General features: G+C 65.4%; 22 protein-coding genes. 6 read left to right on the forward strand and 16 right to left on the reverse strand.

Annotated features, from left to right (window positions below; all coding sequences use genetic code 11):
* Nucleotides 1-72: 72 nt before the first annotated feature.
* The 4 genes from U5A65_RS38640 to U5A65_RS38655 form a co-directional block, all read right to left on the reverse strand.
* The gene (locus tag U5A65_RS38640) at nucleotides 73-1,092 is read right to left on the reverse strand and encodes an iron ABC transporter substrate-binding protein (RefSeq protein WP_321949504.1); all 1,020 of its coding nucleotides are present in this window, start codon (nucleotides 1,090-1,092) and stop codon (nucleotides 73-75) included.
* Between the two features lie 42 nt (nucleotides 1,093-1,134).
* Nucleotides 1,135-2,454 (reverse strand): iron uptake transporter deferrochelatase/peroxidase subunit, encoded by a 1,320-nt coding sequence (efeB, locus tag U5A65_RS38645; RefSeq protein ID WP_321916848.1) that lies wholly within the window; start codon nucleotides 2,452-2,454, stop codon nucleotides 1,135-1,137.
* A 2-nt stretch (nucleotides 2,455-2,456) separates the two neighbouring features.
* Nucleotides 2,457-3,617 (reverse strand): hypothetical protein, encoded by a 1,161-nt coding sequence (locus tag U5A65_RS38650; RefSeq protein ID WP_321949505.1) that lies wholly within the window; start codon nucleotides 3,615-3,617, stop codon nucleotides 2,457-2,459.
* A gap of 94 nt (nucleotides 3,618-3,711) precedes the next feature.
* Nucleotides 3,712-5,226, reverse strand: a complete 1,515-nt coding sequence (locus tag U5A65_RS38655; RefSeq protein ID WP_415766395.1) for a carbohydrate porin — start codon at nucleotides 5,224-5,226, stop codon at nucleotides 3,712-3,714.
* A 320-nt stretch (nucleotides 5,227-5,546) separates the two neighbouring features.
* Between U5A65_RS38655 and U5A65_RS38660 the strand changes: the two genes are divergently transcribed.
* Both U5A65_RS38660 and U5A65_RS38665 read left to right on the forward strand, forming a co-directional pair.
* Complete coding sequence (locus tag U5A65_RS38660) at nucleotides 5,547-6,407, forward strand: arylamine N-acetyltransferase (RefSeq protein WP_321949506.1); 861 nt, start codon at nucleotides 5,547-5,549, stop codon at nucleotides 6,405-6,407.
* A 47-nt stretch (nucleotides 6,408-6,454) separates the two neighbouring features.
* Nucleotides 6,455-7,159: an isoprenylcysteine carboxylmethyltransferase family protein gene (locus tag U5A65_RS38665; protein WP_321949507.1), complete on the forward strand. Its 705-nt coding sequence runs from the start codon at nucleotides 6,455-6,457 to the stop codon at nucleotides 7,157-7,159.
* Between the two features lie 6 nt (nucleotides 7,160-7,165).
* Here U5A65_RS38665 and U5A65_RS38670 read toward each other — a convergent pair whose 3' ends face one another.
* From U5A65_RS38670 to U5A65_RS38700, 7 genes are all read right to left on the reverse strand, one after another.
* Entirely contained in the window at nucleotides 7,166-7,945 is a 780-nt protein-coding gene (locus U5A65_RS38670) for a hypothetical protein (protein ID WP_321949508.1), read from the reverse strand.
* 86 nt (nucleotides 7,946-8,031) lie between these two features.
* Nucleotides 8,032-8,172 (reverse strand): hypothetical protein, encoded by a 141-nt coding sequence (locus U5A65_RS38675; protein ID WP_321916856.1) that lies wholly within the window; start codon nucleotides 8,170-8,172, stop codon nucleotides 8,032-8,034.
* Complete coding sequence (gene cydB, locus U5A65_RS38680) at nucleotides 8,147-9,151, reverse strand: cytochrome d ubiquinol oxidase subunit II (protein WP_321935796.1); 1,005 nt, start codon at nucleotides 9,149-9,151, stop codon at nucleotides 8,147-8,149. The genes U5A65_RS38675 and cydB overlap by 26 nt, the downstream gene beginning before the upstream one ends.
* Before the next feature lie 37 nt (nucleotides 9,152-9,188).
* Nucleotides 9,189-10,628 carry a cytochrome ubiquinol oxidase subunit I gene (locus U5A65_RS38685; protein ID WP_321916861.1) on the reverse strand — a complete coding sequence of 480 codons (1,440 nt, stop codon included), beginning with the start codon at nucleotides 10,626-10,628 and terminating at the stop codon, nucleotides 9,189-9,191.
* A gap of 410 nt (nucleotides 10,629-11,038) precedes the next feature.
* Nucleotides 11,039-11,227, reverse strand: coding sequence for a 4-oxalocrotonate tautomerase (locus U5A65_RS38690; protein ID WP_028205614.1), 189 nt, complete (start codon nucleotides 11,225-11,227; stop codon nucleotides 11,039-11,041).
* A 44-nt stretch (nucleotides 11,228-11,271) separates the two neighbouring features.
* Nucleotides 11,272-12,048 (reverse strand): class II aldolase/adducin family protein, encoded by a 777-nt coding sequence (locus U5A65_RS38695; RefSeq protein ID WP_321949509.1) that lies wholly within the window; start codon nucleotides 12,046-12,048, stop codon nucleotides 11,272-11,274.
* 10 nt (nucleotides 12,049-12,058) lie between these two features.
* Nucleotides 12,059-13,030 (reverse strand): urea transporter, encoded by a 972-nt coding sequence (locus tag U5A65_RS38700; RefSeq protein ID WP_321949510.1) that lies wholly within the window; start codon nucleotides 13,028-13,030, stop codon nucleotides 12,059-12,061.
* A gap of 178 nt (nucleotides 13,031-13,208) precedes the next feature.
* On the opposite strand from U5A65_RS38700, the gene U5A65_RS38705 reads away from it, so the two are divergent.
* From U5A65_RS38705 to U5A65_RS38715, 3 genes are all read left to right on the forward strand, one after another.
* Nucleotides 13,209-13,790, forward strand: a complete 582-nt coding sequence (locus U5A65_RS38705; RefSeq protein ID WP_321949511.1) for a putative glycolipid-binding domain-containing protein — start codon at nucleotides 13,209-13,211, stop codon at nucleotides 13,788-13,790.
* Nucleotides 13,791-14,013: 223 nt separating this feature from the next.
* On the forward strand, nucleotides 14,014-15,078 hold the full coding sequence (locus U5A65_RS38710) for a hypothetical protein (protein ID WP_321949512.1): 1,065 nt from the start codon (nucleotides 14,014-14,016) through the stop codon (nucleotides 15,076-15,078).
* Nucleotides 15,078-15,338, forward strand: coding sequence for a hypothetical protein (locus tag U5A65_RS38715; RefSeq protein WP_321949513.1), 261 nt, complete (start codon nucleotides 15,078-15,080; stop codon nucleotides 15,336-15,338). The genes U5A65_RS38710 and U5A65_RS38715 overlap by 1 nt, the downstream gene beginning before the upstream one ends.
* Before the next feature lie 629 nt (nucleotides 15,339-15,967).
* Here U5A65_RS38715 and kch read toward each other — a convergent pair.
* From kch to U5A65_RS38735, 4 genes are all read right to left on the reverse strand, one after another.
* A complete protein-coding gene (gene kch, locus U5A65_RS38720; RefSeq protein ID WP_321949514.1) occupies nucleotides 15,968-17,149 on the reverse strand; it encodes a voltage-gated potassium channel protein in 1,182 nt (393 codons plus the stop codon).
* Nucleotides 17,146-18,027: a mechanosensitive ion channel family protein gene (locus U5A65_RS38725; protein ID WP_321916870.1), complete on the reverse strand. Its 882-nt coding sequence runs from the start codon at nucleotides 18,025-18,027 to the stop codon at nucleotides 17,146-17,148. The genes kch and U5A65_RS38725 overlap by 4 nt, the downstream gene beginning before the upstream one ends.
* A 123-nt stretch (nucleotides 18,028-18,150) precedes the next feature.
* Nucleotides 18,151-18,687, reverse strand: coding sequence for an N-acetyltransferase family protein (locus U5A65_RS38730; protein ID WP_321949515.1), 537 nt, complete (start codon nucleotides 18,685-18,687; stop codon nucleotides 18,151-18,153).
* A 98-nt stretch (nucleotides 18,688-18,785) separates the two neighbouring features.
* Nucleotides 18,786-19,733 carry a DMT family transporter gene (locus U5A65_RS38735; protein ID WP_321949516.1) on the reverse strand — a complete coding sequence of 316 codons (948 nt, stop codon included), beginning with the start codon at nucleotides 19,731-19,733 and terminating at the stop codon, nucleotides 18,786-18,788.
* A 98-nt stretch (nucleotides 19,734-19,831) separates the two neighbouring features.
* Here U5A65_RS38735 and U5A65_RS38740 point away from each other — a divergent pair, with 98 nt between their 5' ends.
* On the forward strand, nucleotides 19,832-21,250 hold the full coding sequence (locus U5A65_RS38740) for a PLP-dependent aminotransferase family protein (RefSeq protein WP_321949517.1): 1,419 nt from the start codon (nucleotides 19,832-19,834) through the stop codon (nucleotides 21,248-21,250).
* Nucleotides 21,251-21,274: 24 nt separating this feature from the next.
* On the opposite strand, the gene U5A65_RS38745 is transcribed toward U5A65_RS38740, so the two are convergent.
* Nucleotides 21,275-22,579: an MFS family transporter gene (locus tag U5A65_RS38745; RefSeq protein WP_321935790.1), complete on the reverse strand. Its 1,305-nt coding sequence runs from the start codon at nucleotides 22,577-22,579 to the stop codon at nucleotides 21,275-21,277.
* Nucleotides 22,580-22,589 lie beyond the last annotated feature (10 nt).

Raw genomic sequence — 22,589 nt, forward strand, 5'->3', positions numbered from 1 at the left:
TGATGAGCCTCGGGTACGGCCTGCGCCGTAGTGACTGCTTCGCTCACGATCTTGCTTCGAACTCCATACGGTTTACAGCAGGCCGGCCTGGCGCAGCAGCTTGCCTGCCTGGCTGTCGTCGCCGAGCTGCTGGATGGTCAGCGCGGGCGGCTTCAGCTGGTCGAACGGCTTGTTGATGGGATCGCTCGCCACGCCGGGCCGCAGCGGGTACTCGTAGCTGATATGGTTCTGCGCCATCAGCTTCTGCGCGCGTTCGCTCACGAGGTAGGCGAGGAACTTCTGCGCACCGTCCACATTGTGCGCGGACTTCATCACGGCGGCGCCCGAAACGTTGACGAGCGCGCCCACGTCGCCATCGGCGAAGTGCGCGACGGCGCTTTGGGTCTTCTTGTCGCCGATCTCGGCGTGCAGGCGGTCCCAGTAGTAGTTGTTGATGATGCCGGTGGCGACGGCGCCACGGTTCACGGCAGCAACCACGCCTTCATCGTCGTCGAAGATCTGCGAGTTGGTCTTCAGGCCCTTGAGCCATTCGAGCGTTGCGGCTTCGCCCTTCACGGCGAGCACGGCATCCACGAGCGGCAGGAAGTCGGCGTCGCTCGGCGCGATGCCAACCTTGCCTTTCCATTCGGGCTTCGCCAGATCGAAAATCGATTTCGGCAATTGCGCGGGCTGCACTTTGACCGTGTTGTACGCGAGCACGTTCTCGCGCGCGGTCACGCCGACCCATTGTCCTTGCGGCGAGTTAAAGCGTGCGGGCACGGCTGCGAGCGTGGCTTGCTGGACGGGAGCGAGCAGGCCCTTTTCTTCCAGCAGCATCAATTCCGGCGAATTCTCGGTGAAGTAGACGTCGGCGGGCGTCTTCTCGCCTTCGGCGACGAGCTGCGCCGCAAGCGCCGGGCCTTCGCCGCTGCGGATCTTCACGTCGATACCGGTCTGCTGCCCGAAGTCCTTCGCCAGCTGGTTCACGACCTGCTCGTGCTGCGCGTTGTATAGCGTGATCGACGCGGCGTGCGCGGCGAGCGGCAGCATGCCCGCAAGCGCGAGCGAGAGGGCGGCGGCGCGCAAGGGCGCGCGCATCATGGAAATTTTCATATTGCTTCGTTGTCCATTGTTATTGAATGAATTCAAGCGATCTCAGGCGCTGAACAGCTCCGCGCCGATGAACGAGCCCGCTTTCGCGCCGGGCGGGCACGCGAAAATCGCGCTGCCCACGTGCGTCGTGAACTGGTTCATCATGTCGAACTTCGCGAGCCGCTCGTTGATCGGAATGAAGCCCGTGCGCGGGTCGCTCTGGTGCGCAACAAAGATCAGACCCGCGTCGTATTCGGTTTCCTGTCGCCACGGCGGCCAGCGCTCGATATAGAAGTCCGTGCTGTCGTTGTACGAGTACGAGCGGCGCAGGATCTGCGCGCCGTTGTTCGACGCGCGGTTCGAAAGACGCACGTGAGAATTCTCGGGAATCAGCGGGTTGCCGTCCTTGTCCTGCGCTTCGAGATCGACGTTGTCGAACTCCTTCTTCTGCCCGATAGGCGCGCCGCTGTACTTGTGGCGGCCGAACACCTGCTCCTGGAAGCCCAGTTCCATCTGGTCCCAGTGCTCCAGCGTGATGCGGATGCGGCGCACCACCGTATAGGTGCCGCCTTGCATCCACGGCGCGTCGGCGGCAGTGGCCCAGACGAACTGGTTCATCGCCTTCGGGTCGGTGGTCGGCGGATTGTTCGTGCCGTCCTTGAAGCCCATGAGGTTGCGCGGCGTCTGCGCGCGCGGGCCCGAGAGAAAGCCCGCCTGGCCCCAGCGCATCGTCAGGATTCCGTAGCCTTGGCGCGCGAGTTGGCGCACCGCGTGGAAGGCCACCTGTGCGTCGTTGGCGCACGCCTGCACGAAGAGATCGCCGCCGGTTTTTTGCGCGATCAGCTGGTCGCCGTTAAAGCGCGGCAGGTCGACGAGCGCGGCGGGGCGCTTGTGCGCGAGACCATAGCGATCCTTGTCCTGCGACGTGAAGAGGCCGGGACCGAAGCCGAACGTGACCGTGAGACCCGCCGGGCCGAGGCCCAGCACGTCGCCGGAATCGGGCGCAGGGTGGTCGTCGCCGGTGCCGTCCAGCGACGCCGCCGGCTGCGCCTGGCTCATGCGCGCCGCGGACTCGGTCCACTTGCGCAGCAGGTTGACGACGTCGTCGCGCGAGGTCGTCGTGAGGTCGAAGGCCGCGACATACGTGTGCGCCTGCTGCGGCGTCACGATGCCGCCCTGGTGCTCGCCGTAGAACGGCTCCACCGCGAGCATCGGGTCGGCGGGCATGGCGTGGTGCCTGGCCTCGGCGGCCTGGGCGAGGCCGCTCGTGGCCGCGCCTGCGCCAAGGCTCGCACCGACGCTTGCACCCAATGCGGCGCCGGCTTTCAGGAAGCCGCGCCGCGCCAGGCGCGTTGGGTTGTTGGGAGTATCGTCGGAGGACATGATTATTTAGCCAGCACGAGAGTATTCACATCGTCTTCCACATAGTAGAAGCCGTCGCCCGCCGGGGTCAGCGCGATGCCGAAAAGGTCGCCGTTGCCAGGGGGCGTTTGCGCCTTGTCGGTATCGATCCAGCGTGCGTAGAGCTGCTTCGCTGCGGTCGGGTCAATCTCGACGACCTGGCCGTTCAAGGCATTCGTCACGAGCAGGTGGCCCTGCGGCGTGGTGATCATGGCGAGCGGGCGGTGCAGCAGACCGTCGGCGGTGAGCTGGCGGCCCACGCCCGCGCTCGTGTCGCGCGTGAGCGGGTCTTCGATCACGTTGATGCGGTTGCCGATCGCGTCGGACACGTAAAGCAGCTTGTTGTCCGCCGAAAGCGCGAGGCCGGTCGGGCCGACGAGGAACACGCCCTTGTCCGCCTGCGCGCCAAAGCCGCTCGCCACCACGGTTTCGCTCTTCACGACCGGCGCCTGGCCGCTCGGGATGTCGAGGTCGAGGCGCAGCACCGTGGCCTGCTTGAACACAGGCGGGTCACCTGCTGCGCTGCCCACGCCGAAGCCCGCGTTGCTCACGAACAGCGTGGCGTGGTCGCCGTTGTCGACCACGGCCATGTTGCCCCACGGGTCATTGATGTTCGGACTGCTGATGACCTTCGCGATCTTGCCGCCGCTGTCGAGCACGATCATGCAGCCCGCGCCCTTGGTGCCGGTCGTGCCGTCGTTGCTCGGCGTGCTGCCGACGATGACCCAGCCCGACTTGAGCATCGTCATCGCGGTCGAGAGGCCGACACCGCCCGGACACTCCTTGAGATCGCGCGGAATTGTCGCGAACAGCGTCATCTGCTTCGTGTCGGGGTGATAGTCGATGATGGTGCTGCCGGTGCCCTGCAGGTTGGCCGCATTGTTGAAGTTGTCCACCAGCACGTCGCCTTCTTTCACCGTGCCGGCGGAAACCGGCGCGACGAAGATCGCGTACGGGTTCTGGTCGCCGTTGTCGGGCACGGTGTTGATGAGCGTGGTGTGGTGCTTGACGGTCTCGAGCAGGCCCTGCGGGTCGGCGTGGGCCGCGAGCGGCGCGCCGGCGAGCACTGCCGCGGCGGCCAGCGCGAGCGCGGAGCAGGCCGCGTGGACCGTGCATTGCAGGAGCGTGCGCGTAGCGTGTTTCATACTGAATCTCCGTGCCTCGCGCGGCCGCAGTGCGTGCGGTTGGGAAAACGCGAGGACTTGGGGTTGAACATGGGTCGGTTGCGCTTTCTTGGGCTTAGAACGTGATGTTGGTCCGCACGCCCACCACGAACGTGTTGCGCAGCGGCGCGGTCGGATCCTGCGGATTCTGGCCCGCGCCCGCGTTGAACGTGTATTGCGCGTCGGCCTGCAGAATCCACCATGGCGTGACCTGATACTGATAGGTCAATTCGAGCGCCGTTTCCTGCGTGCGCACGCCGTAAGGACCGCCGGTGAACATCTGCTGGTCGAGGTCGAGGTTGTGCACGTTGTTGCCGACCTTGATGTAGGTGGCGGCGATGCCCACGCTGTCGTTGTCGCGGCCCTTGAACGGCGCCTTCATCACGATGCCGAGGTTGGCCGCGAGGCTCACGAGATTGCGGTCGCCGGGCGCGCCCATCACGCGTGCGAATACGCCGATGCTGCGCGGCTCGTCCGGGTCCGGGCGCCAGATCATCTGGTCGGCCACGGCATAGAAGCTGTAGTTGCCCTGGTGCTGCAACGCAATGCCGGTCGAAGCCGGGTTCGCGAGCGAAAGCCCCGTGTTGTCGAAGCGCTGGTCGGCGAACGAGTTGGTGTTGTACCAGAAGCCCAGCTTGTAGGTGCCCGGCAGGCCGTGATTGTCTGCGCTGACCAGTTCGCCTTCTGACGGCTGGTTGATGGCGTATTGCAGTTCGCCGATCCACAACGTGCCGTTGTGCAGATTGAAGTTCGTACCACTAAGATTATTCGGATCGTTGCCGAGCGGGTCGCCGGAGAACACACCCGCGAGCGCGGTCAACGAAGGCGTGATCTGCCCGCGCACGCGCACGCCGAGACCGGCGAGCGGATAGGCGGGGCCGCCCGAGGGCATGTCGTACGAGGGCAGCGCAGGCCAGCCGAACATCGTGTTGATGAACAGCGCCCCGTACTGGCTCACGATGAATTCCTGGTCGAGACTTTGCTGACCGATCTTCACGTCGAGGCGCTTGTTGAAGAACGATTGCTGATACCACAGCTCCCACAGGCGCGTGGTCGGCGTCGCTTCAATGCCGCTCGCGGTGTTCAGCGTGCCGAGGTTCGACGTGCTCAGGTTGGTGCCGTGAATCTGCAGGGCGCTCACGTTGAAGAGGCCGCCCGGAATGCCGAGCGCCTTGCTCGTGTCGACCTGCACCGTCGCCGTCGTGAGGCCGTCGTACGCGCCGCCCGTCTTGAGACCGCCACGCAGATTCGCGAGGTACTCGCTCGTCTCGGTAAGCTGGAATGTCACACCGTATTTGCCGAGCCAAGGCCGCAGGCCGCCCATGTCGCCGAGCAGGTTCTGGCGCGTCCAGATGCCGGTCCAGAAGTTCGACGGCTGCGACTGAATGGCGAGGTCGGCTTCCGGAGCTTCAGGAGCGGCGTCGGGGTTGGCATTGCTCTGTGCGCGCGCTGCGCCGCATGCGAATGTCGCGCTCGCGGCGAGCACGGCAATGGCGCGCAACGCCGGTGCGCGCCGACGCGCCGGGCGGCCTGGCGCCGCGCTGCGCGAGCCGGCCGGCGCGGGCACGCGGACGGTTCGGGTCAATTCCATCGTATTCCTTACTTATTGAAATGATTGCTTGATTGATCGCGTTGGCGTTTGTTATTCGCAAGCCGCTGAATACCCGACATCTCCAGACGGCGCCATCGTACTAACAGCAAATGCGAGCGTCAACAAAAACGAGAATGATTCTCAACCGTTTTACGCAAGTTTTACGTGGCGTCATCTGAATGCTTACGGATGCCTGTCTATTGCGCGTTCGTGCATTACAGACAGTTAGTTTTGGACGTAATAGTCAGGCGAATGAAGTCGCATATCATCACGGTTGTGAACGCACGTTCACCGCTCAAACTTCAAACCAAACTGGCTCCATGACCGACACTTCCTCACGCTACGAACTCGATCTCGATGCGTACTTCGCCCGCATCGGCTACGGCGGTTCGCGAGCCGCCACGCTCGCCGTGCTGCGCGAACTGCATCGTCTTCATCCGCTTGCCATTCCGTTCGAGAATCTCGATCCGCTCGCCGGGCGGCGCGTGTCGGTCAAGTTGCCGGACATTGCCGATAAACTCGTGGCGCAGCGTCGCGGCGGCTACTGCTTCGAGCACAACACGTTGTTTGCGCATGTGCTCATGCAACTGGGCTTTTCCGTGACGCCGCTTTCCGCGCGCGTGCTGTTCGGCCAGGCGCCGGGCGCGCGCACGCCGCGCACGCATATGCTGCTGCGCGTGGAGGCCGAGGGCGATTCGTGGATCGTGGACGTGGGTTTCGGCGGCGCGACGTTGTGCGTACCGCTCCTGCTTTCGAGCGAGGCGCAACAGCAAACGCCGCACGAGCCGGCGCGGCTCGTGACGCTTTCAGACGATGAGCGCAAACTCGAATTGTTCGACGGCGAGAAGTGGTTCGACGTTTATCGCTTCGAGTTGACGCCCGCGGAGTGGGTCGATTACGAAGTGGCGAACTGGTATACGTCGGCGTCGCCCGATTCGTTTTTCACGTTCAGCCTGATCGCGTGCATCGCGCGTGAAGGTGGTCGCGCGATCCTGTTCAACGATCGATTTACCGAGCGCGACGCGCAAGGCCAGGTGAGCGAGGAGCGTACGATCGCCAATGGAGAGGAACTCGCGAAGTGTCTGCGCGAACGCTTCGGCATCGACCTCACCCGCGGCGAAGCGGCGCAGCGTATCGACGCCGATGTGCTCTATGCGCGCATGACTTCGCACGGCGCATAGCAGGAAGCGCGCGTAACAACACCTGGGCCGCGCGCAAGGAGGGCATCATGACTGAGCCGAAAATGACGAAAGCGCTAATGGCGAAGCTGTTCGTGCAAGTCGTGGTCTGGTTCGGGTTGATGGGTGCGCTGCTGTTCGTTTCGGCGGGCACGCTGGCCTGGACGGCAGCGTGGCTGTGGCTCATCGAGTGGGCGTTGTGCGGCGTGTGGATCGGCCTGTGGCTCGGGCGCGAAGATCCGGGGCTCCTCGTCGAGCGGCTCGCGCCTTTCGCGCAACGCACACAGCAGCCGTGGGACCGCGTATTCATGCTGTGCGTATCGGTGGGGTTCTGCGCGTGGCTGTGCCTGATGGGCATCGACGCCGTGCGCATGGGCTGGTCGTGCGTGCCGCTGTGGCTCAGCGTGCTCGGCGCCATTTTCATCTTCGTCGATATCTACGCAACGCGTGCGGTCTTCGCGGCGAACCGCTTTGCCGCACCGGTCGTAAAGATTCAGAGCGAACGCGGGCATACGGTCAGCGACACGGGCCCGTATGCCTACGTGCGTCACCCGATGTATGGCTTCGCGCTGCTCTTTCTCGCCGGCACGCCGCTCATGCTCGGTTCGTGGTGGGGGCTCGCGTGCGTGCCCGTCATGGTCGTGGGGATCGGCTATCGCGCGGTGCGCGAAGAGCAAACGCTCGCGGAGAATTTGCCCGGCTACCGCGAGTATCTGGCGCGCGTGCGTTATCGCTTCGTGCCGGGCATCTGGTAGCAGGGACTAGCGCGTGGCGGGCGAAGTCAACGCTTGCGCGTAGCGCCGGTAAAGCCAGGCGAGCGCCGTGGTGGTGAGCAGCGCGAACACGATATTGCCGATGCTCTGGCCAATGGCGAGCGCGGTGAGCCAACCGGGCTGCCGCACGATTTCAGGCGAAACGCCCGCGAGGCCCATGCCGATGAGCACGATGAGGCCGCATACGGCAATGGGCAGCGCCGCGACGAAGGTGACGCCAAAGAGGCTCCAGAAATGCCCGCGGCTGTCGCGCCATGCGGCGCCGAAGGCGATCGGGCTGCCGATTGCAAGCGCCGGAAAGAGCAGCGAGAGGCGCACCGCCACGAACATCCAGATTGCAAGGACCACCAGAAAGAGGAACGCCGCGCCGCCCTGGTACTGAGGCCGCAGCACGACCCACAGCAAGAGCGCGAATGCGCCGAGCGCGACCGCCAGAATGAGGCCGACCGCGAAGATACGCAGGAACGGCTTCGCCCCTGCCGGCATGAGCGGCGCGCTGCGCTCGCCTAGCAGCACGAAGCGCGAGATCTTCAGCGTGAACCAGAGATAGACGAGCGAATTCAGCAGCGAGGCGAGATTGCCGAGCGCAATGAGTCCGGCCGAGGGCGTCGCGCCTTCGGCCGGCACGGGCCGCCCGGCGAGCCCGAACCACCCGAGCGCCGCGTAGATCGCGAAAGTCGCCAGAACGAGAAACGGCATTTGCACGGCGGCCTGCCAGGCGCTCGCCCACGCGCGCTTGACGCATTCCATGAAGGTCATCTGTTGCATGAAGGTTTCACACGGGTGACAGAGAGCCTACAGTCTAACGCGGCGCCATGAAATCGAGCGCGCTTGTGCCAATCCGCTTGTGCCAATCACTTGACGGCGAACAGCGTGAGGTTCATGAAGACCTTGAACGCGAAGCCGAGCGACACGGCCGCACCCACGCCCGCACACCAAAGGAGTACGAACCAGATCCAGCCGGGCAGCTTAGTGGTAGTGATGGGTGTCGCCATGACGCACCTTGCCTCTGAAGACCCAGTAACCGAGCATCGTGTACGCGAGAATGATCGGCAGAATGAATGCGGCGCCCACGAGCGTGAACGTCTGGCTCTCGCGCGGCGCGGCCGCTTCCCAGAGCGTGAGGCCCTGCGGAATCGCGTAAGGCCACAGGCTCACGAGCAAGCCTGCGTAGCCGAGCAGCACGAGCCCGATGGCCGCGATGAAGGGTGTCTTGTGATGGCGCGCATGCACGGCCCAGCGCATCCACGCGGCGCAGGCGAGCACGAGCAGCGGCACCGGCGCGAGACGCCAGAAGAGGCCCGAACGGAACCAGCGATCGGCAATCGCCGGGTCCTGCAGCGGCGTCCACAGGCTCACGAGCGCGATGAAGCCGAGCAGCATGACAGTAAGCGGCCAGACGAGCTTGCGCAGGCGGCGCTGCAGGTCGCCCTCGGTCTTCGCGACGAGCCAGCAGCAGCCGAGCAGCGCGTAGGTCGCGACGAGCCCGAAGCCCGAAAGCAGGCTGAATGGCGTGAGCCAGCCGAAGGCGTCGCCGGCGAACTGGCCGCCGTCCATCGGAATACCTTGCAGGAAGGCGCCGAGCGCAATGCCCTGGAAGAACGCCGCACCGGTCGAGCCGCCGATGAACGCGAGGTCCCACAAATGCTTCGTGCGATTGGCCTTGGCGCGAATCTCGAACGACACGCCGCGGAAGATCAGGCACGCGAGCATGAACACGAGCGGCAGATAGAGCGCGGAAAGCACGGTCGAGTAGACGACGGGGAACACAGCGAAAAGCCCCGCGCCGCCTAGCACGAGCCAGGTCTCGTTGCCGTCCCACACGGGGGCGACGGTGTTCATCATGAGATCGCGCTCTTCCTCGTCGGGAAAGAGCGGAAACACGATGCCGATGCCGAGATCGAAGCCGTCGAGCACCACGTAGAGAAGAACGCCGAGCGCGATGATCGCGGCCCAGATGACGGTGACATCCATTTGCTTGCTAGCCTCGTAACGATGAATGCGGGGCGCCTCAAGCGTCGATCAGCTGATCGGCGGCGGACATGGGGCGGCGTGCGGTCTGATTCACAGTGAGCGCAGGGTGGGCCACGCGCGGTTCACGCGGCTCGTCGTGCGAGTGCGGCTTCGTGCCGGGCAGCGCAGGGCCTTTGCGCAGCAGCTTGAGCAGGTAGTAAATGCCCGTGCCGAACACGAGGAAGTACACGGCCACGAACGCCATCAGCGAAACGCCCACCTGTTGCGCCGTGAGCGGCGACACCGCTTGCGCCGTGCGCATCACGCCGTAGACCACCCAGGGCTGGCGGCCGGCTTCGGTCGTGACCCAGCCCGCAAGCAGCGTGATGAAGCCCGTTGGTCCCATGGCGAGCGCGAAGCGCTGGAAACCACGCGATTCGTACAGCGTGCCCCGGCGGCGCAGCACCCAGCCCACCACGCCGAGCAGAATCATCAGGAGGCCTAAACCGACCATGACGCGGAAGCTCCAGAACAGCAGCGGCGAATTGGGCCGCTCGTCGGCGGGGAAGGACTTGAGCCCCTTGATCTCGCCGTCCCAGCTATGCGTGAGGATCAGGCTGCCCAGGTGCGGGATGGAAACGGCGTAGCGCGTGGTCTCGGCCTGCATGTCTGGGATGCCGAACAGGTTCAGTGCTGTGCCGCCTTGTTCGGTGTCCCAAATGCCTTCGATCGCGGCGATCTTGGCGGGCTGATATTCGCGCGTGTTCAGGCCGTGCGCGTCGCCCACGAGGGCTTGCACCGGTGCGAGCACGAGCAGCAGGCCGAGCGCCATCGAAAACATCTTCTTGATGGCGGGGTCGCGCCGCCCCTTGAGCAAGTGGTATGCGCCGCTCGCGGCCACCACGAGCGCGGCCACGATGAACGCGGCGATCGCCATGTGCGCAAGACGGTAAGGGAACGACGGGTTGAAAATGATCTTGAACCAGTCGACCGGCACGACGTGGCCATCGACGACCTTGAAGCCTTGCGGCGTCTGCATCCAGCTATTCGAGGCGAGGATCCAGAACGTGGAGATGAGCGTGCCGATGGCGACCATCAGCGTCGCGCCGAAGTGGGCGCGCGGGCTCACGCGGTTCCAGCCGAACAGCATGATGCCGAGGAAGCCTGCCTCGAGAAAGAACGCGGTCATGACTTCGTACATGAGCAGCGGTCCGGTTACAGGGCCGGCGAACGACGAAAAGCCCGACCAGTTGGTGCCGAACTCATAGCTCATGACGACGCCGGAGACGACGCCCATGCCGAAGGCCACGGCGAACACTTTCGACCAGAAGAGGCAAAGGTCCTTGTAGAACGGCTGACGCGTTTTGAGCCAGCAGGCTTCGAGCACGGCGATAAAGCTTGCAAGCCCGATGGAAAGCGCCGGAAAGACGATGTGAAACGAGACGGTGAAGGCGAACTGCAGCCGGGCCAGGTCGAAGGCGGAGAGTGACGTGTGCATGTGCGTGCCTGTTGCTTGCTTACCGGGAAATGCGCGGGGGAACCTGCACACTGCACCGCAGTGGGGGCGCTGCGGTTGCGTGCGATGGACGTAAGCGTAGGGGAATGGCGGCGGTTTTGCTGCACTGCGACGTGCGCCAGCGTGTCGCAGTCGTCAATCTCAATCAGTAGAAAACATGCGCTAACGCATTGATAAAGATCAATTTAGATTAAACGTTCGTTGTGCAGGCGGGGTGTGCGAGGGGTGTGGCGCTGCGGCAATACACCGCGCAGCCGCGTGGGGTGCGTCAATGCGCCTCGGGGTGCGGCGCAAGAAAGCGTGCGAGGGAGGATTCAGTCGCGCCTGGCGGCGCGGGCGCTGCGTGCGACGCCAGGCGGAAAAAGATAAGGAATGCGATAGAAGGGGAAGCGTCAGCGCGGATCGCTCCACAGCTTGCCGGCCGTCGCCCAATTTTCCGGCTTGACGTCGTGAAAGATGATGTCGACGGATTGCGGCTCCACGCCGAGCACCTTGCAGGTGGTCTCGGTCAGTGCCGCGGCGAGCTGGCGCTTTTGTTCGACGCTGCGGCCTTCGAACATTTCGATGTGGAATGTTGGCATGCGGGTCTCCTCGGAAAGTCAGTGATGCGATGGAATGGGCGTGGTTAGTCGCGGTATAACGAATCGATGCGATCGAGCTTGCGCAGCAGCGCCGGCCATTCGAGCACGCCTTCGATCGCGCCGCCGTCGCGCAATTGCTCGGCGGTGCGTTCGGCCACCTCGGGCGGCGGCAAGACGAGCGGCACGCCGCCGGCCTGCGCTTGCAACTGGATTTCGCAGGCCTTGATGAGCGTCGCCATCAGCACATAGGCTTCAGCCACCGTGCGGCCGGTGGTGAGCGTGCCGTGATTGCGCAGCAGCATGGCCGGGTGCGTGCCCAGGCTCGCGGTGAGGCGCGTGCCTTCGGCGGGCGTGAAAGCAAGGCCCTCGTAGTCGTGCCACGCTAGCTGGCCGTAAAAGCGCAGCGCGTGCTGCGAGCCAGGCAAGAGTCCGTCGCGCTGCATCGACACGGCAATGCCCGCCGTATTGTGCAGATGCATTACGCACACTGCGTCGGGCCGCGCGAGATGCACGGCCGCGTGCAGCGCGAAGCCGGTGGCGTTCACAGGGTGCTCGCTTTCGCCGACGATGCGGCCTTCGGTGTCGATCTTCACCAGGTTCGAGGCGCGCACTTCGTCGAAGGCGAGGCCGAACGGATTGATGAGGAAGCGGCCAGGTTCCCCGGGCACGGCGGCGGAAACGTGCGTGTAGATGAGGTCGTCCCAGCCGTTGAGCGCAATCAGGCGGTAGGCGGCGGCGAGATCGACGCGCAGTTGCTGCTCGGCGGCGGAGCGCGGCGCGGTCTCGGCGCAGGTGCTCGTCGGGCGATGGGCGAAAGACATGGCAATTCCTTCAGCGGACGGTGGATTCTTCAGGCGGCGTGGCTGACGCGGGCAGCGCGCGCAGGCGTCGCGCTGCTATATGCACGCTCCAGCTCGCCAGCACGAACGGCGCGGTTAGCGCGGGCAATCCGCAGCGCACGGCGGCCAGATGCAGGGCCGCGGCGAGCATGGTCGCACAGAACGCGGCGCGCATGCCGAGCGTGCACACGGCGAGCGCCGCAAGCGCGCCATTGAAGCCCGCGAGGCCCGCGCCGAAGGCGTCCGGACTCACGCCGCGCGCGAGTTCGAGGGCGCTCGCGAGCGCCGCGCCGCTGAGCGCATAGACTGCCGCGCGCCGCGACGACCAGGCGAGACCGGCTAGCACACACAGGCCCGCCGCCGCGCCCGTAGCGAACGTGGTTTGCGCGAGGCCGCTCAATACGCCAGCCGCGGCGTGGACTGCAGCCTCGAGCGGCGAACCGTGCGGGGCGAGCGGTGCAACGGCGCTCGCGGTGGCAACGGGCTCGCTGCCCGGATGCAGCGGCAGCCAGATCCAGGTCGCGATGAGGCAGGGCACGGAATACAGGCCGAGCCGCGCTCGGGCGAGCCAGCGGTTCAGCGGCCCGGCGATCCACGCGCTCGCGCCGCCCGCGATGAGCGCGAGCGCAGCCGCCGTGCCCGCGTCGCCGACGAAGGTGAACGCCGCGAGCGCGGCGAGCGCGCCGTTGTAGCCGGCGAGGCCGTCGTGGATCGCGGTTTCTGCGTGGCCCGCCACGAGCGCGCAGACGTTGGCCGCCGCGGCGCCGAGCAGGGCGGCGAGCGCCAGCCGCCAGTCGGTGAGCGCGAGCGCCGCGAGCAGGCACGCGCCCGTTCCCGCGTTCGCCTGCAGCACGATCTGGCCGAGGCTGCGTAAGAGCGCGCGCAAGGCGGGAGCCACGGCGGAATCGGCAGTATCGGCAGTATCGGCAGTGGCACCGGAGGCGGCGGGAAATCTGGCTGACATGAAGAGGTGGCGTGCGGATACTGGCGAGTGCGGCCCCGGTGCGAGACGCACGGCGGGCCAAAGTGCGAGCATAGGCGATGCAGCCCGCTTCGCGCATGCGCGTAGGTTGATAGTCGCTATTTGCCGCCGCGTTACGATACGCACACGGCGGGTGCCGTGATCTTTGTGGAGGCGGACGATGCGGGAAGTGCGTTGGGCATCCGAAACGGGCGAGGGCATGGAGCATCTGGCGTTCGATGCGCATTGCGGCCCGAAATTTGGCGAAAAAGGCGACACGATCCGCGCGGAAAGCGTGGTCGTCGGCGAGCGCTACGGCAAATCTTATGGCCTGGCTTACGCCATCGAGTGCGACGCGCAGTGGCGCGTGCGTTGGGCGGCGTTTCGCGTGATGGGCGGCCGCTCGCTCGTGCTACAGGGCGACGGCAAGGGTCACTGGACCGACGGGGAAGGGCGCGCACTGGCAGCGCTCGACGGCTGCATCGATATCGACATCGCCGCGACACCGTACACGAACACACTGCCGATCCGGCGTTTAGGCCTCGCGCGCGGCGAGCGCCAGCCAATTCGCGTGGTGTACATCGCCGCGCCGGAGCTGGAGCCCAAACCGGTCGAGCAGGCCTACGTGTGCATCGAACGCGACCGCGAGTACCGCTACGAGGGCATCTTCCGCGATTTCACGGCGAACTTGCGCGTGGACGAAGATGGGCTCGTGATCGACTATCCGACGTTGTTTCGGCGATTGCCGCTGCCGGGGCGGTAAAACGGCCTGGAGTTTGCGCCGCGGAGACCGTATCCTCGCCGCGTCGCATTCGTAACATCCAATCCAGAAAAGATTCGGTGTGCTTGGTTTAGGAGAAAACCATGATCGAATGCAGCACGCATTAACCGCGCCATCGAGCTCGCGCGGGTCGACATAGCGCAAGGTCCGGTTTCCGTACGCGTGTTACGTATGGGGTCATGAGCCACAGGACGACGGATGCGCCATGCCCATGCCTTTCCCACGATGGAACACCCTTGAAGTACCGCTGGAGAACGGATGGCAATGCACGCTTGTACCAGGCGGCCAGTACCGCGAAGCGGTTTGGAGTCAACAAGGGTCCACGATCAAGCCCTATCCGCTCAGAAAGCCGCGATGGGGATGGCCCGACGGCAGGGACGGAACCCTCTCTTCCCGACAGTCATCGACGCGTACGCCCCGGTGCTGGCGCGACGACCGTGAGCGCAAGCGCTGGGAGCGCGATGAGCTTGAACGTCAGCGCGACGAAGACCGGAGTGACTTCTACCGCTATTTCAGGCCGAAGGATGACCTGCGTACGATAACGGGCCAGCGTGGCCTCCAGACAATTCGGGAATATCTTTCCGATATTCTCGACTTCGCCCATTGGAACCAGCCGCAGACCAACGACGATGTCCGGCGCGTACTGTGCGATGTGGTGCGCAGTGGTCGCCTTGTGCCGTATATGGACAGGGAGTGGACGCAGCGTCCGCGCGTGTTCCGGCTCACGCCAGCACCGCAGTTCTGGCAGTCGGCAAGTGCGTCTGGTGGGGGAAACGCGAACCGCCCGTTGACCTGGGATGAGTGGGTTGCTTTCAAGGCCGCGCAGGAGGGGAAAACGGCCGGAGCGGGGTCTGCCCTGTCCGCGGCATTCGAAGCGTCCCCTCAGGGAGCCCAAGCCGCGCGTGGGGCAGCGCGAGCGGTGGGAAGTGCCGCGCGAAGTAGTGCGGGCAGTGGAGGCGCGGGGGTGTTCGGGGTCGTGGAAACGGTAGCGGGGGCATTGTTCGGCAGCGGCGGCGCTGACAGTAGCAATGGCACAACCCCGTTTGGCGATGCGCAGCCGATCGAGTACAGCGAGGAGTCGGCCGGAAGGGATGTGATAGACCTTGCAGCGCGAGGCGTAAGTGAGGAAGATGAGGCCGAATGCTTCTCGCAATACGAGCGGGACCTTGACTTGTGCGAAGCCCTCGGGGGGGCGATGGGCGGCGACCGTGGAAAGGCCTTGTGTAAGCAAAGCGCGTTTCAGAATTATCAACAATGCCGAGGATATTGATGGCAAAGCACCCACCTTATTCTGTCGTTCTCACCTATTCGGAAGATCAGCATAGGTTCACAGTTCAAACTGTTGATCCTGCCAAACTGGCTCCACTCGTTGCTGGAAAGATCGAAATGCCGATCCTCCTGGATGAACACGACTTCAAGCTTGATGATGAATTTGCGCGACGGCTCGGCGTCGCTATGCTCAATCTGATCGCGCTTGGTCAACCCGAAATCAAGCAATACATCTCTGTGACGCAGGAACCGAGGCAGTGATAGCTGTAATTGCAGCCAGGTCGTCAAACGCTAGAGTGGTCGTTCACAAAGCGGCCGTTCGAGGTAGAGACGATTGATGACCTCACCGAAGCAACAACGAGCAAGGCGAAAGCCGTGACAGCGGCGCTCCGGTTTCCTTGCTTCCTTGGTGAATGGAATGACAGACAATGTGCTGACGCCATGGGACTATTTCCACGATTGGTATCTGGAAAGTTTAACGGTTGGGCCGAACTCTGAGCCCCGGTGACACTTGGCCTGTGTCTCGGCGACAGGCGCGCGGTCGTGAGATTTGAAGGTGCTACGTGCGTTTGCATTGAGAACATGGGGTTGCTGAACATCGTCTATGGTATTTACGTCGTTCAACCGACCGATGAAAAGTACACGCGTGCCAGCACTGTGCTCGGACGCGGCGAGCGGCTTACTCGCAGGAAAGCGGGGTTGCTCGTTTTTGTCTATTCGACGCTTGACGCCGAAGTTGCAATCGAGTGCGACGCCGTGATAGTGGAGGAGGGACCCCAAATCGTGAGGCGTGCATCTCCCTCTGTGCCAACTGACTACAAATGAAGTGGGCGCAAGGTCTGATTAGGTGCTGATGACTGATATCGCAGGCAAGGGAAGGCGCGCGCCACTCAAGCCGAGCCCCCTGCGTTCTTCCCAAACAACAACTGCTCGATCAGCGTGTTGTCGATGGTCTCGTTGTTGAGCGTGCGCGCGAGCAGTTCGCCTGCGAGCAGTTGCGGCGAAAACACCATGTCGGGCTGCAAGAGGCGCAACCGCTGCAAGTTGCGGCTGTCGTTCACGAGCGCCACTGTGCGCACCTTCGGCGCGATCTCCCTGATCGCGAGAATCACGAACGCGTTCTCGGCGTCGTCGGAGCGCAGCGCGAGCGCGGCGAGCGCGGTTTCGGCGCCTGCGTTGTGAAGCGTGGCGGTGTCGCTCGCGTCGCCGACGATCAGGTCGGCCTCGGCCGGATAGTTGTGCGGCGTATTCGGCGCGACGATCACGGTTGCCGCGTAGCCGCGCTTAACGAGCCCCCCATACACGCTATGCGCGAGCGGCGAGGCGCCAACGATCAGATAGTGGTTCTTGCGGGTCACGTTGGAAATGCCTCCCTTGACGATGCGTTTCAAATGGCCGCCGATCACGGGCCCGATCACGGCGCTGATCGAAGTCGCGAACACGGTGATCCCGAGCACGATGATCGAGGCCGTGAAAAGCCGCGCGGTGTCCGAGTGCGGCACGATATCGCCGTAGCCGACCGTGGACATCGACACGATCGAGAAGTAGAACGCGGTGACGAGGTTGCGAATGGGCGGCGCAAAGTCGTCGCCGAGATACAGCGCGCCGAACACTGCGTAGACGACCAACGAGCCAATGCTCAGGAATGCGAACAAGGAGCCCGCAGCGACGCTCGCGCGATCGAAGCGGCGCCAGTAGTAAATGAGCGCGCAGGCGAGTGCGAGCGAGAAGGCCGCTAGCGCGTGGCTGCGATAGTCGCCCCACAGGCAGATGCTCGCCGCGCCGGCGAGCAGCACGAGTGAGAGCACCCATGCCACACGCGCGCGCAGCGCAATGCCGAACGACATCATCGTGAGGCCGGTGGCGACCAGCGCCTGGGGAAGCGCGAGCACGCCGAATGCGTTGATGAGCGTGATCCAGTCGTCGAACCAGTTGCCGCGCGCGTGTTCGAGCGCTCTCTGCGCGACCGGGCGCACGAGCAGCAGGCCGTCGAGCACCAGCAGCAAGGCCAGGTAGCCGTGCGGCACTAGCCCTCTGGCATAGCCGCGCAGGCGGCGCGCGTACGCGTTCATTGCTGCGCTTGTTGCGTCGACTGCGTCGGTTGTGTCGGTTGCTCCGGTTGCGTCTGCACGATGTGCAGCTCGCGGGTGCGCAGCGGCAGCGAGCAGTGCGCGTCGTTGAGCGCCTGGCGCACCTGGCGCGAAAGGTCCCAGCGCATGTCCCAGAACGTGTCGATGTTCGACCACACCCGGATGTTGAGCACGGCGGTGCTGTCGTCGAAGCGCGTCACCATCACTTGCGGCGCGGGCGAGGCCAGCACGCGCGGGTCGGCGGCGGCGAGCGTGCGCAATACGTCGATCGCGCGGTTCACGTCGTCGCGCACCGACACCTCCACTTCGAGGTCGAGCCGGCGCGTGGGATTGCGGCTGTAGTTGCGGATTGAATTGCTCCACAGCGCGCTGTTCGGCACGTATTCGCAGATGCCGTCCGGCTTCGTGAGGCGCGTGGTGAAGAGGTTCACTTCCTCGACGGTGCCCGCAACGGTGCCTGCGCCGCCGTCGATATAGTCGCCTACCTTGAACGGCCGCAGCAGCAACAGCATGATCCCCGCCGCGATGTTCTGCAGCGTGCCTTGCAGCGCGAGACCGATGGCGAGACCCGCCGCGCCGAGCACCGCGACGATGCTGGCGGTCTGGATGCCGATTTGCGAGAGCGCGCCGATCACGGCGACGAGGCGCACGCCCCACACGGCCGTGTCGCGCACGATGGGGCGCAGCGTCGGGTCGATGGCGCCGCCGCGTCGCGCGATCCAGTTGGCTACGCGCCGGGAGAACCACCAGCCGAACCAGATGATCGCGAAGGCCGCGCACAAGCGCAGCGCGAGCGCGGAGAGCGCGTCCCACAGGAAGCCCCAGTTGGCCGGGTGCAGGTGTTCGAGGAGGGGTTGCATGGCGAATCAGTCCTTGTCTTCGGAGCCTTGGAACTGGCTCCGTTGCGAAAGGACGTATTGTACGAGCCGCGTTTCGCTTGCGGCGCGTGTGCGGCGCGCCGGAGCGTTTTTGCGCGTGCCGCGTCAGCCTTTGGGCGGCGTATCCGCGCCCGGCCCGAGCGTGCGCTGCATGAGCGCCGTGTCGCGCCACTGGCCGTGCTTGAAGCCTACGCCGCGCAGCGTGCCGGTCAGTTCGAACCCGAGGCGCTCGTGCAGTTTGAGCGAGCCGCCGCGCGGGTCGGCGACCACGGCGATCATTTGCCGCCACGGGCCTGCCTCGCAGCGTTCGATCAGCGCGTTAAGCAACGTGTGGCCGAGTCCGCGGCCGCGAAACGCTTCGTCAATATAGATCGAGTCTTCAACGGTGAAGCGGTACGCCGGGCGCGGCCGGTAGGGCGTGGCGTAGCAGTAGCCCGCCACGCGGCCGCCGATCTCGGCGACGAGCCAGGGCAGGCCGTGTTCGCGCACGGCGGCGTGGCGGCGCAGGAGTTCGTCGAGCGCAGGCGGGGTCTCCTCGAACGAGGCCGTGCCGTGCAGCACGTGGTGCGCATAGATCGCGGCGATGGCGGGAAAGTCGTCGGCGGTGGCGTCGCGCACGTACGCGTCGGTGTGTGGGGTCATCGGTTGGAGCGGGGCGCGAAGGCACAGCGGAAGGAGGTTTGCATCCCTCACTATGCCTCGCGCGCGGGCGCTTTTGAAGCGCGCCAAAAATGCATGGCTTAGACGCGCTGCGTGCGGGTGCGATTCGCGACCGTGGATGCGCCCGTTGCGCGCCCGAAGCGCCGCGCCCCGGCCACGCACGCGATCACCACGGCAGTGACGGCGATCATCGCCGGCGGGACGGTTTCGTGCAGCAGTAGCGCCGCGAGCACGAAGCCGAAGAACGGCTGCAGCAACTGCAATTGCCCCACGCCCGCAATGCCGCCGAGCGCGAGCCCGCGATACCAGAACACGAAGCCGATCAGCATGCTGAAGAGCGACACATAGGCGAACCCCCACCACGAAGCCGCGCCGACGGCGGCGAACGACGCGGGGCGCAGCCACCACGCGAGCGGCGCCATCACGGGCAGCGAAATCGCGAGCGCCCAGCAGATCACCTGCCAGCCGCCAAGGCGCCGCGAAAGCCGCGCGCCTTCCGCGTAGCCGAGCCCGCACACGACGATGGCGGCGAGCATGAGCGCGTCGCCGAGCGGCGAGGCGTCGATGCCGTGGCGCAGCGCGAACGCCACCACGGCGGCGCTGCCCGCCGCTGAAAAGACCCAGAAGGCCGGCTGCGGACGCTCGCCCGCGCGCAGCACGCCGAACACGGCGGTGGCGAGCGGCAGCAAGCCGACGAACACAATCGCGTGCGCCGAACTCACGTGCTGGAGCGCGAGCGCGGTGAGGAGCGGAAAGCCCACCACCACACCGAGCGCGACGATGACGAGCGGCCAGATTTCGTTGCGCGCCGGCCGCGCCGCGCGCAGCGACAGAAGCAGCAACACGCCGAGCACGCCCGCGATGGTCGCGCGCGCGCCCGTGAGGAACACGGGGTCGAGGCCGAGCACGGCGAGTCGCGTGGCGGGCAGCGAGCCGCTGAAGATGAGGACGCCTGCGAGGCCGCAGAGCCAGCCATCGGTGGTGGGATCGAGCGTTTTGCGCATGGGCAATGGCCAACGGGAAAGCATCGGTGATCGATCCAGCGATGATGCGCGCCGAGCCGCGCGGAGGTAAGCTACAGATCAGTACAATTTCTTCAAACTGTATTGAACACGGAGCAGTACAGATGAAAGACAGAGCGAGAACGGAAGGCTTGCCCATGACGCGCGTCGAGCAGGTGATGCAGGCGCTGCGCGAGCGTATTGCCGCGCGCTCGCTGGCCGCGGGCGCGCGCGTGCCGTCCATTCGCGCGATGAGCGAGCAGCTTGGCGTGTCGAATTCCACGGTGGTGGAGGCCTATGAGCGCCTCGTCGCCGAAGGCGTGCTGGTCGCACGGCGCGGGGCGGGTTTCTTCGTGGCCGGTCACGCGCCGCCGCTCGCGCTTGCCGCGCTCGGGCCGCAGCTCGACCGCGAGATCGATCCGCTCTGGCTCACGCGCCAGTCGCTGCAGACCGAGGCGGGTGCGCTGCGGCCCGGCTGCGGCTGGCTGCCCGCTTCGTGGCTGCCGGAGGACGCCGTGCGGCGCGCGCTGCGCGCCATCGCACGCGATCCGCGCGCGCCGCTCACGGATTACGCTTCGCCGCTCGGCCTGCCCGCGCTGCGCCAGCAACTCGCCTGGCGGCTCGGTCAGCATGGCGTGGAGGCCGCCCCCGAGCAGATCGTGCTGACCGACGGCGGCACTCAGGCGCTCGACCTGCTGTGCCGCTTTCTGCTCGAGCCTGGCGACACCGTGCTCGTGGACGACCCGTGCTATTTCAATTTCCAGGCGCTGCTGCGCGCGCACCGCGTGCGCGTGGTCGGCGTGCCGCACACGCCAACGGGTCCGGATCTCGCCGCGTTCGAGCGCGCGCTGGCCGAATCGCGCCCTCGCCTTTACGTGACGAACTCGGCGGTCCACAACCCCACCGGCGCGACGCTCGCGCCTGCCGTCGCGCATCGCCTGCTCAAGCTCGCGGAGGAACATGACCTCCTGATCGTCGAGGACGACATCTTCGCCGACTTCGAAATCGAACCCGCGCCGCGCCTAGCGGCTTTCGACGGCCTCGCGCGCGTGGTCACCATTGGTAGTTTCTCGAAGACGATGTCGGCGGCGGCGCGCTGCGGTTTCATCGCGGCGCGCACGGACTGGATCGAACCGCTCGTGGATCTCAAGCTCGCGGTCTCGTTCGGCAACGGGGAGATGGTGGCCGAACTCGTGCACCGCCTGCTCGTGGACGGCACGTATCGGCGGCATCTGGACGGCCTGCGCGCGAAGCTCGCCGACGCGATGGGCGACACGCTGCGCCGTCTTTCAGCGCTCGGCCTCACCGCGTGGACGCGGCCGCAGGCCGGACTATTCGTGTGGGCGCAATTGCCGGATGGGCTCGACGCCGCGCAGATCGCGCGCGAGGCGCTGGTGGAAGGCGTGGTGCTCGCGCCGGGCAACGTGTTCAGCGTGTCGCGCAGCGCGGGCGATTTTCTGCGTTTCAATGTTTCGCAGTGCAATCGTCCGAAGGTCTACGAAACGTTGCAGCGTGCGATGGAACGCGTGGCGCAGCCCGTTTGAGCAACGGCGTGCGCCACGCCCGGGTCACGGCTCGTGGCGCAAATACCCTTCCTTGGCCGGATCGCGCATGCGCCACGACACGATGAGCGCAACCGCGCAGATCGCCGTGACGTACCAGTAGAACGTGGTCTCGCTGCCAACGGACTTGAACCACAGCGCGACATATTCGGCCGAGCCGCCGAAGATCGCATTCGCCACCGCATACGACAGGCCCACGCCCATGGCGCGCACTTCGGGCGGGAACATTTCGGCCTTGATGAGGCCGCTGATCGACGTATAGAAACTGACGATGGCGAGCGCGACGATGATGAGCACGAATGCGGCCACCGGGCTCGACACGTCCTTGAGCGCGTGCATGATCGGCACCGTGCCGAGCACCGAAAGCGAGCCGAAGAGGATCATCGACGTGCGGCGGCCGATCTTGTCGGAAAGCGCGCCGAACAGCGGCTGCATCAGCATGTAGACGAAGAGCGCGCAGGTCATCACGTTGCTGGCGGTCTTCGCGTGCATGCCGGCCGTGTTCACGAGGTACTTTTGCATGTAGGTCGTGAACGTATAGAAGATCAGCGAGCCGCCTGCCGTGAAGCCCACCACCGTGAAGAACGCGCCCTTGTGCTGCCACACGCCGCGAATCGTGCCCGCGTCGCGCTTGTGGCGCGATTCGCTCGTCGAGGTTTCGTCGAGCGACTTGCGCAGATAGAGCGAGATCAGCGCCGCGGCCGCGCCGACCACGAACGGAATGCGCCAGCCCCAGGCCTTCAGTTCTTCCGTGGAGAGCGTCTGCTGCAGGATCACGAGCACGAGCAGCGCGCAGAGCTGGCCGCCAATTAGCGTGACGTACTGGAACGACGCGAAGAAGCCGCGCCGGCCCTTGAGCGCGACCTCGCTCATGTAGGTCGCGCTCGTGCCGTACTCGCCGCCCACCGAAAGCCCCTGGAAGAGGCGCGCGAGCAGCAGCAGGAACGGGGCGAACGCGCCGATCTGCGCATAGGTGGGCAGCATGGCGATTACGAGCGAGCCGCCGCACATCATGAGCACGGAGATCATCATCGCATTGCGGCGGCCGTGGCGGTCGGCGATGCGGCCGAACAGCCAGCCGCCGATCGGGCGCATGAGGAAGCCCGCGGCGAATACGCCGGCGGTGTTCAAAAGCTGCGTGGTGGTGTTGCCGCTCGGGAAGAAAGCGGGCGCGAAATACAGCGCGCAGAACGAGTAAATGTAGAAGTCGAACCACTCGACGAGATTGCCCGACGAGGCGCCGACGATGGCGAGTACGCGTCGCCTCGTGTCCTGCGCGGATAGCGTGGTTGGGTCGTTCTGGACGTCCATGGGCGGGTCT

It is taken from the genome of Paraburkholderia sp. J10-1, from assembly GCF_905220165.1.
Classification (GTDB): domain Bacteria; phylum Pseudomonadota; class Gammaproteobacteria; order Burkholderiales; family Burkholderiaceae; genus Paraburkholderia.